The 14788-nt window shown below is 53.5% G+C and carries 12 protein-coding genes and 1 riboswitch; of the genes, 9 read left to right on the top strand and 3 right to left on the bottom strand.

Annotated elements, in window-relative coordinates; translation table 11 throughout:
- Nucleotides 1-29 precede the first annotated feature (29 nt).
- On the bottom strand, nucleotides 30-329 hold the full coding sequence (locus Q0796_RS10675; RefSeq protein ID WP_298442803.1) for a hypothetical protein: 300 nt from the start codon (nucleotides 327-329) through the stop codon (nucleotides 30-32).
- 297 nt (nucleotides 330-626) lie between these two features.
- Nucleotides 627-797, top strand: a riboswitch (cobalamin riboswitch).
- Nucleotides 798-954: 157 nt separating this feature from the next.
- Between Q0796_RS10675 and Q0796_RS10670 the strand changes: the two genes are divergently transcribed.
- The 7 genes from Q0796_RS10670 to Q0796_RS10640 all read left to right on the top strand — a co-directional run bounded on the left by Q0796_RS10670 (nucleotide 955) and on the right by Q0796_RS10640 (nucleotide 9383).
- Complete coding sequence (locus Q0796_RS10670; RefSeq protein WP_298442800.1) at nucleotides 955-2760, top strand: TonB-dependent receptor; 1806 nt, start codon at nucleotides 955-957, stop codon at nucleotides 2758-2760.
- 9 nt (nucleotides 2761-2769) lie between these two features.
- The gene (locus Q0796_RS10665) at nucleotides 2770-3609 is read left to right on the top strand and encodes an ABC transporter ATP-binding protein (protein ID WP_298442798.1); all 840 of its coding nucleotides are present in this window, start codon (nucleotides 2770-2772) and stop codon (nucleotides 3607-3609) included.
- Nucleotides 3606-4598: an iron ABC transporter permease gene (locus tag Q0796_RS10660; RefSeq protein ID WP_298442795.1), complete on the top strand. Its 993-nt coding sequence runs from the start codon at nucleotides 3606-3608 to the stop codon at nucleotides 4596-4598. The genes Q0796_RS10665 and Q0796_RS10660 overlap by 4 nt, the downstream gene beginning before the upstream one ends.
- 31 nt (nucleotides 4599-4629) lie before the next feature.
- A complete protein-coding gene (locus tag Q0796_RS10655; protein WP_298442793.1) occupies nucleotides 4630-5520 on the top strand; it encodes a cobalamin-binding protein in 891 nt (296 codons plus the stop codon).
- A gap of 17 nt (nucleotides 5521-5537) precedes the next feature.
- Nucleotides 5538-7019: a cobyric acid synthase gene (locus Q0796_RS10650; protein ID WP_298442791.1), complete on the top strand. Its 1482-nt coding sequence runs from the start codon at nucleotides 5538-5540 to the stop codon at nucleotides 7017-7019.
- A gap of 106 nt (nucleotides 7020-7125) precedes the next feature.
- Nucleotides 7126-7398: a hypothetical protein gene (locus Q0796_RS10645; RefSeq protein ID WP_298442788.1), complete on the top strand. Its 273-nt coding sequence runs from the start codon at nucleotides 7126-7128 to the stop codon at nucleotides 7396-7398.
- Nucleotides 7399-7595: 197 nt separating this feature from the next.
- Nucleotides 7596-9383: an ABC transporter ATP-binding protein/permease gene (locus Q0796_RS10640; RefSeq protein WP_298442785.1), complete on the top strand. Its 1788-nt coding sequence runs from the start codon at nucleotides 7596-7598 to the stop codon at nucleotides 9381-9383.
- On the opposite strand, the gene Q0796_RS10635 is transcribed toward Q0796_RS10640, so the two are convergent.
- Complete coding sequence (locus Q0796_RS10635) at nucleotides 9366-10256, bottom strand: DNA replication terminus site-binding protein (protein ID WP_298442783.1); 891 nt, start codon at nucleotides 10254-10256, stop codon at nucleotides 9366-9368. The two genes, Q0796_RS10640 and Q0796_RS10635, sit on opposite strands and share 18 nt — an antisense overlap.
- A 147-nt stretch (nucleotides 10257-10403) precedes the next feature.
- Nucleotides 10404-11309, bottom strand: coding sequence for a manganese-dependent inorganic pyrophosphatase (locus tag Q0796_RS10630; protein WP_298442782.1), 906 nt, complete (start codon nucleotides 11307-11309; stop codon nucleotides 10404-10406).
- Nucleotides 11310-11567: 258 nt separating this feature from the next.
- Here Q0796_RS10630 and Q0796_RS10625 point away from each other — a divergent pair, with 258 nt between their 5' ends.
- On the top strand, nucleotides 11568-12107 hold the full coding sequence (locus tag Q0796_RS10625; RefSeq protein WP_298442781.1) for an ECF-type sigma factor: 540 nt from the start codon (nucleotides 11568-11570) through the stop codon (nucleotides 12105-12107).
- Nucleotides 12108-12130: 23 nt separating this feature from the next.
- On the top strand, nucleotides 12131-14782 hold the full coding sequence (locus Q0796_RS10620) for a serine/threonine-protein kinase (protein ID WP_298442778.1): 2652 nt from the start codon (nucleotides 12131-12133) through the stop codon (nucleotides 14780-14782).
- The last annotated feature ends 6 nt before the right edge of the window (nucleotides 14783-14788 follow it).

The following is a 14788-nucleotide window of genomic DNA, read 5'->3' as shown; positions in this document are numbered from 1 at the left end:
TTGTTGATGCAGTGCGATGGAATATCGCTTTACTGACGTAAAGACCACAGCTGCAACATGGTGCCAATGGCAACAAAAATCACGTCGCCCAGTTCGCGGCGGTTGCTGTCGCTTTGAAACTGACCGAGCCACGCAGGGAAGTCGGCGCTGGCCACTTGCTGATCACTGATTGGGCAGATCAACTGTTCGCCTTCAGGCTGAAAGATCAGGTTGAACTGCTCAGAGATATCTTGGCGATACAGGGTCTGAGCGTTGATCAGGTGCTGGGCGTGAAGGATCAGACAAACGAGTTCGTCATTGGCTTTGGGTTCGAAAGTTTGCTCAGTCATGATTTGGTAACACTGTGAAATACGTGTGACCATGCTAGCAATCACCACCGCGAAAATCCCTGTTCAGTACCGCAAAAATGCCGTTTTTGTCAGCCAGAGCCGCTTTCGCGGTAACTTTGGCCGATCTTAGCCCGTTTTCCGCGCAATCGTTGTCAGCCAGAGGCCGCGTTAGCCACTTATCTCTGGCTGATCAGATCGACATCAACATAACTCATAGCAAATGGCTATCTAGCCATCTAAACGTTTGGCTTGTGTTCTGGATTAACTCTGGCACAATTCCGCCTGATCTCGCCTTGGTGGCGAGCTCCAGTTTAAGGTGCCGCAAGGCATAACAGGGAACGCGGTGCGAATCCGCGGCTGTACTCGCAACTGTATTCAGAGCGACACGTCATCACCACTGGCAGAGCCGGGAAGGGGCGAGTTGAGATGCTGAAAGCCAGGAGACCTACCTTACTCTGCAAATTTGACTCAAGCGGGTTACTTGAGCAGGTGGTTGATTTTTGATGTTGGCGTTGCAAGGAATCTGACGCCAGATAACAAATGAAAGCTATTCTGTTGGCAGCGGCGTTAGTGCTGTTGTCCCTCATACTGTTCCCGCGCTTTTAACTCAACAATAGGATCCCCCATGAGTTTAAAAACGCGCTTGTCTTTGGTTGCCATCGCTTTGGCCGCCGCTTCTTCCGCCTATGCGGATGACATTGAAACCATTACCGTTACCGGCTCTCGCTTTGATACCGCCCCAGAGATGCAACTGGCGGTGGTGAACACCGTTGAACGCAGCGAAATCGAAGCGATCAACCCCAAATCCGTCGTGGATCTGTTGGAACGCCTGCCGGGGATCAGTGTTACCCGCAGTGGCGGTGTGGCGCAGCTCTCATCGGTTCGTATTCGAGGCGCCAACTCTAACCAAGTACTGGTCTTGGTGGATGGAGTGCGGATCGCATCAGCCACCAATGGCGGTGCGGCATTTTCAACCATTGCGCCGGACCAAATTGAACGCATTGAAGTGGTGAAAGGCCCACGTGCAGCGGTATGGGGCAGCGATGCCATTGGCGGCGTGATCCAAATTTTTACCCGCCAACTGGAGAGCAAGCAGTTTATTGCCTCGATGGAGTTTGGCAGCGACGACTACCGCCGCTTTGCGGGCGGTGCTGGCTTAAGCCACGGCGATGGCCAAACCAGCATCTCCATCAGCCAAGAGCGCAGCGATGGGTTTGATGTACTGTCTGATGGCGAAACCGACGATGACGGTTACGATCGTACCGCCGTCGGGATCAATGGTCAGCAGCAATTAAATCAACAGTTCCAGCTAACTTGGGTTGGCCAATACAACCGCGGTAACCGTGAATTTGATAGCAGCTACGGTGGTAACCAAAGCGATTTTGAAAACTACCTGTGGGATCTCGGCGCGGTGTACCAAACGGATGCGGTCACCACCAAGGTGAACTTAGGTCAATCGCAAGATCGCGCCGATGATTTTAAAGAGGGTGTGCCCGGCATCACTCGTTTTGAAACCCAGCGGGATCAAGCCAGCATTGCCAGTCAGTATCAACTGAGCTCACAGCTGGTGTTGTCCGGTGGTGTCGATTACTTCGACGAGCAAGTGTATGGCGATACTTTTGGGGGTAACTACCCCGTTGATGAGCGTGCAACCGTAGCGGTTTACACCTTAGCCCGTGCCGACATCGGCCAATGGTTGCTGGAAGGGGCAGTGCGCTACGACGACATTGAAAACGTCGATTACGCCACTACTTACAACTTGGGCGCAGCGTATGAAGTGAACAGCGAGTGGCGTGTATCAGCCAGCGCGGGTACCGGCTTCCATGCGCCAACCTTTAATGATCTCTATTACCCGTTTTCCAGCAACCCGGATCTCGCCCCTGAAGAATCGAAAAACACGGAGCTTGCGCTGGATTACAGCGGTGCTGTGGCGTCGGCTTATTTGTCGCTGTTTAATAACGACATTGATGAACTGATCATTTGGGATAGCACTGCGGGCAAGCCAATCAATATTGGTAAGGCGCGCTTACGTGGGATCGAGTTAGGGGCCCAGTTCGATCTGGCGGGCGTATCCCATGAATTGGCGTACACCTATCTGGATGCTGAAGATAAGGGCCACAATACTGAATTGAAAGGCCGTTCAGAGCACGAACTGGATTACGCCATCAGCTACGATTGGCAGCAGTTTGATGCCCGTGCGGATTACCACTACCAAGGTAAGCGTTTTGTGTCTGGCAACGAGTATCTCGATGCCTACCACAGTGTCAACTTCGCTTTAGGCTACCAGCTTAGTGCCGCTTGGAGCGTACAAGCCAAGCTCAACAACGCCTTTGATGCCGACACCACCAGTAACTTGGGCTTTAATCCGGGCGAGATTTACAACACCCCCGGTCGCCAGTGGTTCCTTGGCGTAAGCTACAACAACCTATAAGGCGATGTGATGCTGCAACTTGTGCCCCCCATAACGGCGGACGACAGCCCTGCGATTTCGGTGGCGGAGTTAAGCTGGGCCTGCCCAGAAAAACTGGTGCTGGCACAGATAAGCTTTGCGGTACAGCGGGGCGAATTTGTCGGCTTATTGGGGCCAAATGGGGCGGGCAAGTCAACCTTATTGCGTTGCTTATACCGCTACCTGAAACCCAGCAGTGGCAGCATCTACATCGGCAGCCAAGCGTTATCCGTGTTGAGCCAGCGGCAGTTGGCGCAACGCATTGCGGTGGTTACGCAGCACTCGCCGGTGGGGTTTGCCATGACCGTGCGCCAATTTATGGCAACGGGCTTGTTGGCACACCAGCGCTTTTGGCAACGCAGTAATGACCGTGGTGAACAACAGCAGATTGATGCGCTGTTAGCGCGGGTGGAACTGTCCCATCTGGCCGAGCAGCGTTACGATCACCTGTCTGGTGGCGAGCAACAGCGGTTGCTGATCGCGCGCGCGATGCTGCAGCGCCCGCAGATCCTGATCTTGGATGAACCCACTAACCACCTTGATGTGCACTATCAAATCGAGGTGTTAGAGCTGGTTCGTTCATTGGGGATCACCGTCATTGCCTCTATCCACGATCTCAATTTAGCGGCAGCCTATTGCGATAGGCTGCTGTTACTGCAACAGGGGCAGCTTATTGCGAATGGCAGCCCTGCCGAGGTACTCACCCCCGAGATGATCAAAACGGTGTTTCAGGTTAATGCCTTGGTTGATTGCCCATCCAACAGTCACCGGCCGCAGATCCGCTATCAATATCAACCGTGGCAAACTGCCTTAGAGCAGGAGCAACCATGAGTTTGGTCTCCTCTCGCACTCTATTGCTGCTGTTGTGCATTGCTGGTGTCTTCTCGCCGCTGATCGCCATCGCCTATGGCAGTGCTGATCTGTCGTTAACTCAGGTAGCAGCGGCGTTATGGCACAAAGCGGTTGGCGCGGCCCCAGCCAATGTGGCGGAACGGATTGTGGTTGAGCTGCGCTTGCCGCGGGTGCTGTTGGCGTTGTTGTGTGGTGCCGGGCTGGCGTTATCGGGCTCGGTGCTGCAAAGCGTTACGCGTAACCCATTAGCGGATCCGTTTTTGTTTGGGATCTCCGCTGGTGCATCGCTGGGGGCGGTGTTGGCGCTGAGCGGCGGCATTACTGGCATTGGCTTGCCGTTGGCTGCCTTTTTAGGTTCGCTGATCGCGGTGGCCGTGGTGATGGTGATGGCGCGGGATGGCCAAGTAGAAGGGCTGATTTTAGCTGGGGTGGCAATATCGTTCTTGTTGTCGTCACTGGCCAGTTTGGTGCTTTATTTTGGCGACGCCCAAGCGATGCAGGCGGTGTTGTTTTGGAGCCTTGGCAGCTTTGCTCGCGCCAGTTGGGATACCTTAATCTACCCCGCAGTGGTGGTGTTGTTGGCGCTGGTGGCAGTACAGCTGTGGCAGCGGCACCTGCAAGCGTTGATGGCGGGGGATGAAAGCGCCCACACCCAAGGCGTTGCGGTGGTGCCATTGCGGCTGGGCATGCTGCTGCTGACCGCATTGGTGACCGCGTCGTTGGTGGCTTATTGCGGTGGCATTGGCTTTGTTGGCTTGATGGTGCCGCACATGGTGCGCTTATTAATTGGCGCGGCCAGTCGCGCCACCATTATCACTACCGCGCTGTTTGGCGGGATCATGATGGTATGGGTGGATCTGCTGGCGCGACAACTGCTGCCCCAACAAGAACTGCCCGTTGGGGTGGTTACCGCCATTCTTGGCAGCGTATTTTTTCTCGTGCTGTTGCTTAAACGGCGCGCGGGCTAAAGGCATTGGCCTTTATCGATAGGGATAACAGATGACGAAGCAACTTGTGCTGTTGTGGGCGCTGCTGAGCGCGGTAACCGTGGCGGTTGCTGCCCCAGCATCAGCAGCAACAACTAAAACGACAGCGACAACAACGACAACATCAACGCCGATGCGGATTGCGGCGATGTCGCCCAGCTCGGTTGAACTGTTGTTTGCTGTGGGGGCTGGCGAACAGATTGTGGCAACGGTGGAGTACGCCGATTATCCCCCTGCCGCGACACAGATCCCCAGAGTGGGGCGGTATAACCACATCGACATGGAAGCGTTGTTACTGAGTCAGCCCGATCTGGTGGTGGTGGCCAAAGCCGATACCAATGCCGAGTTGTTGCAACGGTTAGCACTGGTGGGCGTGCCGGTGATCGATTCCAGCGTGAGCCAACTTGAGCAGATCCCCGTGGTGTTGCGCCAGCTGGCGGCGATCAGCGGCCATAAGGCTCAAGGTGAGCAAGTGGCTGAGCAGTTTCAATTGCGGCTGCAACAGTTACTGCAACGCTACCAACAACGGCAGCCCGTAACGGTGTTTTATCAGGTGTGGCCCGAGCCACTGACCACGGTGGCTGGAGGCTGGATTGAGCAGATGCTGAGCAGCTGCGGTGGCAGTAATGTGTTTGCCAGCGCGTTGGCGGATTATCCGCAAGTGAGCGTAGAGCAAGTGTTAGTGGCCGCGCCGCAGTTGATCTTAAAGCCCACCCACCAAGGCTTTAGCAACAGCGAAAGCCAACCTTGGCAACAATGGCCAGAGATCCCTGCGATCAAACAGCAGTTGCAGCTCACCATTGATGGCGATCTTGTCCATCGTAATGGCCCCCGCGCGCTGGATGGATTAGCGCAAATTTGCCAGCGCATCGATCAGGCTCGCCAAGTGTATTACCGCGAGTAACAGCGAGTACCCAAACCATGTTTAAACTGATGGTGCAAGGCACCACATCCGATGCGGGTAAAAGCGTTATCGTGGCTGGGCTGTGCCGAGTATTGGCGCGGCGCGGCATCAAAGTCGCCCCTTTTAAATCGCAAAACATGGCGCTGAATAGCGCCGTAACAGCTGATGGCGGTGAGATTGGTCGTGCCCAAGCGGTGCAAGCGCTGGCCGCAGGCATCGAGCCCTCGGTAGAGATGAATCCGGTGTTGCTGAAGCCCAACACCGATGTGGGCGCCCAAGTGATTGTTTCCGGCAAGGTGTGGCGCAACATGGACGCGCAGGCGTATCACCAATGTAAGCCGCAGTTGCTGCAATTGGTGCTGAACGCGTTTGAGCGCCTGGGCGCCGATAAACAAGCACTGATAGTAGAAGGGGCAGGCAGCCCAGCGGAGATCAACTTGCGCGAAGGCGACATCGCCAATATGGGGTTTGCTGAGCCCGCGCAGTGTCCGGTGGTGATAGTGGCTGACATCGACCGTGGTGGCGTGTTTGCGCACCTGTATGGCACCTATGAGCTGCTTTCGCCTTCGGAACAGCAATTGGTGCAAGGCTTTATCATTAACCGCTTTCGCGGCGATGTGGCGTTGTTGCAGTCGGGACTGGATTGGCTAGAAGCGAAAACCGGGGTGCCAGTGCTTGGGGTGATCCCCTATTTGCATGGTTTGTATCTGGAAGCCGAAGACGCCATTAACGTTAGCCAAACCGACGCGCAGGCGCAGTTTACTGTAGTGATCACCGGGCTTACTCGCTTAAGCAACCACACCGATTTTGATGCCCTGCGGCTGCATCCTAATGTTGTACTGCATTATGTGCCGCCGGGGCAGCCGTTGCCAGCGGCGGATCTGATCATCATTCCGGGCACCAAATCGGTGCGTGCTGACTTGGCGTTGCTAAGGCAGCATGGCTGGGATCAACAGATCGCCCGTCATTTGCGTTTTGGTGGCAAGCTGATTGGGATCTGTGGCGGTTTTCAGATGCTGGGACAAACCATTGCCGATCCGTCCGGCATTGAAGGCGAGGCAGGGCAAAGCAGCGGCTTAGGGTATTTAGAGTGTCATACGCAATTAGCGGCAGAGAAAACCCTAACCCAAGCCAAAGGCACCGTGACGCTATTAGGCCAGCAGCAAGCCGTTAGCGGTTACGAGATCCACGCCGGTCAAACTCGCGTCGATGGCCAGCAACCGTTGCAACTTAATGGCGTAGCGGAAGGGGCGCTCAGTGGCGATGGCAATGTGCTTGGTACGTACTTGCATGGTGTGTTTGATCAGCCCGAGGCCTGTGATCTGCTGTTACGCTGGGCGGGCATGACGCAAGGCGGCGCCATTGATCCCAAACAGTTACAGCAACAGGGGATAGACCGACTGGCCGATGCATTGGAATCATCGCTGCAGCTGGATCGGCTGTTTATGCCGCTGCCAAGCTGGCCAGGTGTTGGTGACAGCCCAAGCGATCGATGCTGAGAACGGGATGCCGGTCAATATATGGCACAGCAATACAAATAATAGTTGTTCTCATTTGCGTTTGTGGCTAAGGTAGGCTTATTCAAGATTGATTGAGAGCAAGCCAATGACGTTGCTACTTTTACCTGCCTTATTGGCCTTTTGGAGTGGCTGCCGCAGCGCTTTTTGCATGGGGCGGTTTGAACAACAGTTAGAACTGCGCCAAGTGGGGCTGTTGCAACTTCTGTTGGCGGTGGTGCTCACTGTTATGGCGACTGGTCTGTTGTTGGGTGGGATCGCCAGTTTTTCCCTCATTGCGTTAATCGCAGTGCTGCAAAGCCGACTGTCATTGTCGACTTCAATTACGCTGGATCGCGATTCCGAGCTGTCTTTGCACTAAGCTCGCTGCTGTTTAGGCTGCACCGGTACTTTCCTGATCGTTGTGCTGGTGCGGCCACCCCCCTCATTTCCCTTGCTCTTACGCTGTATTGCGGTACTGAATCCCTTCCTTTGTTTTTTAGCTCAATCAGTAACTCCCCATTTCCATTAGATGAAACATGCTAAATTGGCCGCATTCTTCGTGTCAGGAGCAGTAGCATGCGCGGTAGCCGCACCCACGTTCATTTTTCCGAAGTGAATTGGCGTACTTTGGGCAGTTTGTTGCCCTATCTTATGGAATTTCGTGGTCGAGTTGGCTTGGCGTTGTTGTGCTTGGTGGCCGCAAAAGTCGCCAGCGTGGGGTTGCCCTTCCTATTGAAAGGGGTGATCGACAACCTTGATGGTCAACGGCAGCTGGAAATTGTGGCCTTGCCGTTGGCGCTGTTGGTGGCTTATGGCGCGGTGCGCTTTGCTAACGTGTTATTTGGCGAACTGCGGGACACCCTGTTTGGCCGAGTGACCGAACGGGCGATGCGCCGTATTGGCCTGAAAGTGTTTAGCCATCTGCATCAGCTGGATCTGGCGTTTCACCTGAATCGACAAACGGGCGGGCTCTCCCGTGAAATTGAGCGCGGAGTCAAAGGCATCAGTTTTTTGATGCGTTTTATGGTGTTCAATATCGGCCCAACGTTACTGGAAGTGGGGCTGGTTATTGGCTTGCTGTGGCATAACTACCAGGCGGGTTACGCCATGATTGTGGCGCTGGCGGTGTTTGCCTATGTTGGATTTTCGGTGGTGGCGACCGAGTGGCGCACAGGCTTTGTGCGACAAATGAATGAAGCCGAGTCGGCGTCAAGCACCCGAGCGGTAGACAGCCTGATTAACTTCGAAACCGTTAAGTATTTCGCCAATGAACACGATGAAGCCAACGCTTATGATCAAGGCTTGGCTCAGTGGGAGTTGGCCCGCCGTAAGAACCGCCTTAGTTTGTTTGCGCTAAATGGTGGCCAGTCGTTAATTATTGCCGCAGCCATGACCAGTGCGATGGTACTGGCCGCCATCGATGTGCTTGCCGGAGAGATGACCCTTGGGGATTTTGCCTTGATCAACGCCTTTATGATGCAGGTGTTTATGCCGCTGGGGTTTCTGGGCTTTGTCTATCGTGAGATGAAAGGCAGCATGGCCAACATCGAAAAGATGTTCGAGCTACTGGCGATCACCCCTGCCATCGCCGATAAAGTGGATGCCCCAGAGTTGAACAGTGAGCAAGGCAAGGTGGAATTTAAGCAGGTGGCGTTTCGTTATCAACCGCAGCGCCCCGTGCTGAAATCCTTAAGTTTTTGTGCCGAACCAAAACAGAAAATCGCTCTGGTGGGTGCCAGTGGTGCGGGTAAGTCCACCATCTCAAAACTGCTGCTGCGTTTTTATGAGGTTGATCAGGGGCAGGTATTGATTGATGGCCAAGACGTGCGCGACGTCAGCCAGCATTCGTTGCGTAAAGCGATAGGGGTGGTGCCCCAAGATACGGTGTTGTTTAATCAGTCAATCTTAGAAAACGTGCGTTATGGCCGCTTGCAAGCCAGTGATGATGAAGTGATGCAAGCGCTGCAAGTCGCCCATCTGGATGAGTTTATTAGCAGCTTACCCGATGGGGTGCACACCCAAGTGGGCGAACGTGGGCTGAAACTCTCTGGGGGCGAAAAACAGCGGGTGGCCATTGCTCGGGCGGTACTAAAAAATCCGCAAATCATGATTTTTGATGAGGCCACGTCGTCGCTCGACAGTCATTCCGAACAAAGCATATTAACGGCACTGGCAGAGGTCTCTCGCCGTCAAACCACCTTAGTGATCGCCCATCGGCTCTCAACCATTGTGGATGCCGATATTATTTTGGTGGTTGATAACGGCGAAATTGTTGAGCAAGGGCAGCATCCTCAGCTGTTAGCCGCGAACGGTGCCTATGCGCGCTTGTGGCATTTTCAGCAGCAATCAGTTGAGGCGGTATAGATGCAGGCGTGGGATCAGCAATTCCCCTTTGGCGCTGGGGTAACTGCTTTGTTGCCAGTTGGGCAGCGGGGCAACCTCCAGCGGCTGTGCTTGCTGTAATAACAGCGGTAAGTTGGCCGGGCATTGGCTGCGGCCGCCGTGGCTATATTGAATAAAGGCGGTGGGGCGCAGGCCGCCTTCGCGATCGATGCGCAGCTGCACCGATGCTGGCAAGCTGTCGATGGCGCGGTATTCCTGTTCAACGCTTTGACGCCAAGCGGGCATGTCGGCGATCACTTTCCCCGGGGTGGTTAGGCTGTTGTTCAGGCGCGCTAAAATGTCGGCCTTGTTAATTTTCGCCACGATGCGTTTGGCAACCCAACCGAAGCGGATCCGCCTAACGGGTTGGCTGAGTACCATTGGCGCTCGATAGTAGTGCATGGTGATCAAATTAGGGGCGATCTCGTGCAGTAATTTGAAGCGCAGATCTTGCTTGTTGCTAAAGCGTTCGGTGTCTTGGTGCAGCTGGGCTTTAAAGGCATCAATGCTGTGTTGCAGTTGTTGCTGTGCCTGCATCAGGCCGATGTCATTGTGATAGCGAACAATGCCGGGGTAACGGCGAACTCGTTGGCTTTGGAGATCGTCGCCGTGACGATGGAGATCGTGCAGTGCATTGAGGGTGGGCTGCTGAGCCACGCTGCCAGACAGAGGAGTGACTTCAATCTGGTCAAACCGATGCAAAGGCCGAGTTTGCAGGGCTTTGGGTAACTGAAACAGCTGCACCTGTGCTGGCGCATGCTGCTGCAAACGTTGCAGCAGATCTTCTCGGGCTTGGGCGCTGTGTTGATACAGCCGCTGCAGTTGCAGCTTTTGTTGTTCGTCGATAGGGCTCATGGCGAAAAGATGCCTACATACATATTTGGGGTCAGTATTACAGGGAAATTCGGTGAGTGCCAGTTGCGCTTGTGGTTGGGCAGGTTCGCGCGATAAAAAAATCCCCACCAATTGGCGGGGATCGTTATCTGGCGGTTACCGGGCCATTTAGGCGGTAAATACACCATTAAGCCAAGGCAGCATCTGCTTCTTACGGCTGAGGCAGTTCTCAAAGACCATGTCGCCATCTTTGGCATCACGCAACATGGCTGCAGCAGAGCCAGCCACCAGCAGACGAGTTTGCTCGCTGCGGATGTTGGTCAGCATCAGCACTGCTACGTCTTTGCCGTTATCAGCAACAACTTGCTCTAAGCCCGCTTGCAGTTCGTCAACCAGATCGTCGGTTTGGCTAAAATCAGCCAGCTCAAGTTGGCCAACGGTCAGGGCTTTACCGCCAAACTCAAAACTTTTCACGTCTTTGTTCAGCAGTTCAGTCACATTTAGGCCGTTCAGATCGGTTTTAGCAACCAGCAGATCGGCAGTGAACTGCTCTACATCTACGGCAGCAATAGGAGCAATCAGGCTCACCAGCTCCACATCCCGTGGGGTTGTGGTTGGGGATTTCAGGCCAACGGTGTCCGACAGCAGTGCCGCTAACATCAGTACCGCCAACGGCTGGGTGAGCTCGGCACCGTGGATCTGGTAAAGCTCGTGCAAAACGGACGCGGTAGAGCCCAGCGGCATCATCCAGGCTTCCAGTGGGCCGGTGCTTTGTAAGGTGCCTAGGCGATGATGATCAACCAAGCCAACGATTTTTGCTTCTGGCAGATCCTCAGGGCCTTGCTCCTGCTCGCAGTAATCCACCAAGTACACCTTTTCACCCTTTAAAGGCTTATCCAGCAATGGCGGCAGCTCAAGCCCAGCAGCGTCGAAAATAAACTGGGTTTCACGGCTGGCTTCACCAGGACGGAAGGCGTGGGCATCAAAGCCGCGATGGTTTAGCCAGTGGGCGGCAATGACGGCGCTGCAGATGCTATCGCTGTCTGGGCTTTGGTGACCAAAAACGTGGATCATGGGGACTACCTCAAAATGGGAATGTTGTCGTTCGTACTCACATTCCGATGAATGGAATAACTGCCGAAATGTATGAGCTAGTTCTCATAAAGTCTACCCCGGTGTTTTCAGAATGTTATTCTGATCTCACCTAGGCAAAACGGGTGATTGTATTTTCGCCGCCAAATAGACAGTTAAAATAATCCTTTAACTCCGCTTGGGTTGTTGTCAGAATGTTATCGCGTTAGTAAACAAGGATCGTTAGGGCTTGGTATAACAATGAGTGACTTAAGCAAAGTAACCGGTTCGAAACCGGCTGCATCGGGTTATAACGGCGAGAAGATGGCGGTGTTGCTCTATCAGCAACTGCGGCAGCGTGCGCGCTCAGTAAAAAGCCGTTTGCCATATTGTGCGACGTTAGATTCTCGGGCGTTGATCCATGAAGCTTATGCTAAGTTTGCCGCCGGTAAGTACCAGTACAATGATGAAGGTCACTTTCTTGCCGCAGCCAGTAAGGCGATGCGGCATGTGCTGATTGATTACTTGCGTCAGAAACAAGCGGGTAAACGCGACAGTGAAGGGGTGGATCTTAGCCAGTTTATTGGTGAGTCGCAGCTGGATCAGATCGCGGAAATCGACGATGCCCTAAAACGGTTTGAGCAGCACTACCAGCGCGAACACGACGTGGCGGTGTACCGTATTTTTGGTGGCTTAACTTTGGCTGAAACCGCCGATGCGATTGGTGTCTCGGTTGCTACGGTTAAGCGCGACTGGGCCTTTGCACAAGCGTGGCTATATAAAAATATCACCCGCAATTGAAGCAAAAGGATGTGATTGACGGGATGGACAAATCTCAACAGCTTAAAAGCTTGTACGAACAAGCGCTGAGCTTAGCGCCGTCGCACCGCGATCAATGGTTGCAACGCTTGCCGAGTGAGCAAGCCGATGAGTTGCGGCAGCTGCTGGATACGACGGTCTCGGGCCAAGATTATTTTTCTTCATTTACGGCTGATCTGTTTGGTCTGGATGAAGAAGAACAGCAAGACGCCTTTAACCTTGTGGGCTCCACCATAGATAACTATCGCGTTGATGATGTTATTGGTCGTGGTGGCATGGGGGTGGTGTACCGCGCTTTTGATCAAAACCTGCACCGCGACGTTGCCCTTAAATTGGTGGCGCCGGCCAATTCATTATCAGAATCTGGCCGTGAGCAACTGCTGTCTGAGGCACGTTTAGCCAGTAAGTTAGAACACCCTGCCATCGGCACCATCTATGAGATCACGAAAACCGAGTTAGGCCAAGATGTGATTGTCATGGCCTATTACCGTGGCAAAACCCTGCAACAGCTACTTGATGACAACGAGATCAAGTCGGAGTTGATCCTACCGTGGTTGCACCAGCTGTTAAGCGGGTTACGCTGCGCCCACAAGCATCAAGTGATCCACCGTGATATCAAGCCGAGTAACATCATGGTGTTGGAAGATAACAGCCTGCGGATCTTAGATTTTGGTGCGGCTGTGGTGGCGGACGTTGATGAGCAAGGAAGCAACATCGGCACCACCAGCTACATGAGCCCAGAGCAGATCCGCCATGAAGAGTTGACGGCGGCCACCGATTATTGGTCGGCGGGTGTGGTGTTAATGAACCTTGCCCAGCATCTGGGCTGGATGGATAAAGTGAACGCCTTTGTGTGGGCGCAAAACCCCGCAGTAAGTAAGCAACGTGGCCAGCAGTGGCTGTTTGAATCGTTGCGAGCACTGTTGTGCATCGAACCCAAGCAGCGACTGACGTTATCGCAGAAAATCACGCCGAAAAAATTTAACGAGCGCATGGGTCAACCGCAGCTGAATTGGCGTTACATTGCTGCGGCATCTGTGGTGGTGATGGCGACCGCTGCCGTCGGTGTGTGGCAATCGATCCCCGCGCCGATGCCGACTCATAAGAAGGTGGTGATCAGCGCGGTTCAGTCGGACAACCCAATGCAATACAGCGTTGAGTCTGAGCTGAGTAATTGGATGAAAGGGGTCGATGCCAGCTCGGCTCGGATCAGTTATTTAGGGATTGAAACCGAGCAGCAACCCATTGCGGGCGATAACGTTGATATACGTATCGAGATTGGTCAGTCCGATCACGGCTATCAAGCCCAACTCAGGCTCACGAACAACAATAAAACCTTGGCGACGTGGGATGAACATTACCCCACAGAGCAAGTCAACATGATGGCCCGTGATGTACAGAGCCAATTGGGGTTAATGCTTGGGGTTGAGCAAGTTTCCAAGGCGGTGATCTCAAATCAATCGGCGTTTGCCAGCGTGGAAGCGTATCAACTGCACTTGATGGCCAAGGCGGAACTGCGCCAATTCAATGCCACGCTAGAGCATAAACGAGAACGGCTTGATAAAGCCGAGCAACTTTATCAGCAATCGCTGCAGGTGGAAGCCAATCCACTGAGTGAACTTGGGTTAGCAACGGTAAGCCGCATGCGCTATCAGCTTAGTGAACAGCCCAAAGATTTGGATAACGCCATTCGGTTGATTAACCGAGTGTTAGCTAAGAACAGCAAACTGTTGGAAGCCTATCTCGAGATGGGCAACATCTACAGTGAGAAAGGGGAGTTTGGCTCCGCCATTGCTGCCTTCTTGATGGCAAGAGAGTTGTACCCAAATCACACCGACATCTACTACGGCTTGGTGAAGATTAACCTGCGGGTGAAAAACCTGTCTGAAGTGATGCGTTTGTTGAATGAATACGAACAAGTTGCCCCTTACGATTGGCGGGTGTACAACCTCAAAGGCGTGGCCTCGGACATGATGCAAGATTATGTCGGTGCCTTGAACAACTTCGAATTAGCAGCACGGCTGCTGCCAAACGACGTAAAGCTGAAATCGAATATGGTGGCGATCTATCAAAGCCAAGGGCGTTACGACGAGGCAGAGCAAACGTTACTGCAGATCTTAGCGATCAAACCAAGTTATGAAGCCAACTACAACTTAGCCGCCTTGCACATGGCCAACAGCAACTACCTTGAAGCGATTGAATATTTTACCGCCGCTCAAGCACTGTCTGCTGATCACATGGCTTGTCTTGGTGGCTTAGCGTTGGCCAACTACTTTCATACCCCAACCGAGCCGGACAACTATCGGCCTTGGTTTCAGCGAGCGATCAGCAAAAGCTTGATGCTGTATCAAAGCGCCCCGTCAAACAGCGCGAACATCGAAGCAATGGCACTCTATTACGCCTATTTAGGTGATGAAGGCAATGCATTGCGTTTTCGTGATGAGATGCTTGTTTCGTTGGGAGCAGAACAGCTTAATTATTTTTTATTGGTGGAGCTGCACGAGTTGTTGGGGCAGCGCCAACAAGCGATGGATTGGCTCGAGCAAGGGCTAAAGTACAACCTCAATTTGCAGCAAATTGAGCAATATCCGGTATTTTCAGAGCTGGTGCGAGACAGCCAATATTCACAGTTAAAGCAACATAAAGCACAACTATAAGGAAGT

This window comes from uncultured Ferrimonas sp. (assembly GCF_947489035.1).
Classification (GTDB): Bacteria; Pseudomonadota; Gammaproteobacteria; order Enterobacterales; family Shewanellaceae; genus Ferrimonas.
This window is presented reverse-complemented; position numbering and strand designations above follow the sequence as displayed.

What these genes read in the sequence shown, in the direction of transcription:
- Q0796_RS10650 (WP_298442791.1), top strand. Translation starts at nt 5,538, where the DNA reads ATGTTTAAACTGATGGTGCAAGGCACCACATCCGATGCGGGTAAAAGC.
- Q0796_RS10670 (WP_298442800.1), top strand. Translation starts at nt 955, where the DNA reads ATGAGTTTAAAAACGCGCTTGTCTTTGGTTGCCATCGCTTTGGCCGCC.
- Q0796_RS10620 (WP_298442778.1), top strand. Translation starts at nt 12,131, where the DNA reads ATGGACAAATCTCAACAGCTTAAAAGCTTGTACGAACAAGCGCTGAGC.
- Q0796_RS10625 (WP_298442781.1), top strand. Translation starts at nt 11,568, where the DNA reads ATGAGTGACTTAAGCAAAGTAACCGGTTCGAAACCGGCTGCATCGGGT.
- Q0796_RS10660 (WP_298442795.1), top strand. Translation starts at nt 3,606, where the DNA reads ATGAGTTTGGTCTCCTCTCGCACTCTATTGCTGCTGTTGTGCATTGCT.
- Q0796_RS10640 (WP_298442785.1), top strand. Translation starts at nt 7,596, where the DNA reads ATGCGCGGTAGCCGCACCCACGTTCATTTTTCCGAAGTGAATTGGCGT.
- Q0796_RS10665 (WP_298442798.1), top strand. Translation starts at nt 2,770, where the DNA reads ATGCTGCAACTTGTGCCCCCCATAACGGCGGACGACAGCCCTGCGATT.
- Q0796_RS10675 (WP_298442803.1), bottom strand. Translation starts at nt 329, where the DNA reads ATGACTGAGCAAACTTTCGAACCCAAAGCCAATGACGAACTCGTTTGT.
- Q0796_RS10635 (WP_298442783.1), bottom strand. Translation starts at nt 10,256, where the DNA reads ATGAGCCCTATCGACGAACAACAAAAGCTGCAACTGCAGCGGCTGTAT.
- Q0796_RS10645 (WP_298442788.1), top strand. Translation starts at nt 7,126, where the DNA reads ATGACGTTGCTACTTTTACCTGCCTTATTGGCCTTTTGGAGTGGCTGC.
- Q0796_RS10630 (WP_298442782.1), bottom strand. Translation starts at nt 11,309, where the DNA reads ATGATCCACGTTTTTGGTCACCAAAGCCCAGACAGCGATAGCATCTGC.
- Q0796_RS10655 (WP_298442793.1), top strand. Translation starts at nt 4,630, where the DNA reads ATGACGAAGCAACTTGTGCTGTTGTGGGCGCTGCTGAGCGCGGTAACC.